Annotated in this window: 1 pseudogene; it reads left to right on the forward strand. The window is 44.0% G+C overall.

What is annotated here, in order from left to right:
• Nucleotides 1-129: 129 nt before the first annotated feature.
• Nucleotides 130-318, forward strand: a pseudogene (locus AB4493_RS22235) (IS66 family transposase); the annotation flags it as partial.
• Nucleotides 319-364: the final 46 nt, after the last annotated feature.

The following is a 364-nucleotide window of genomic DNA, read 5'->3' on the forward strand; positions in this document are numbered from 1 at the left end:
CTGGGATAAAACAGGCTTCACAATTATCGGCCACGAACCCATCAAAATAAACTATTTTACAATGAGTTAATCGAGAATAAAGCCTTATTCTCCAAGCGTTAACGGCACGATTTTAGTATAATCAATGCTATGAAAAAGACGCCAAATATCGACCCAGAAAGCCAAGATGTTGCCGAGCTACAAGCGATGGTAGCTGCTCTGATGTCGGAGAAAAATGAGTGGAAACAAGAGCGCCAATCGCTGCTTGAACAACTCAAACTCGCCTTCGACCGTCAGTTCGCGAAACGCTCGGAGGCATTAAAGCCTTACGATGAATCATAAGGTGACCTCTTCAACGAAGCGGAATGTGAAGCCGTTAAAGAAG

Origin of the sequence: Vibrio sp. 10N.222.55.A1, from assembly GCF_041473835.1 — a bacterium.
GTDB lineage: Bacteria > Pseudomonadota > Gammaproteobacteria > Enterobacterales > Vibrionaceae > Vibrio > Vibrio crassostreae_C.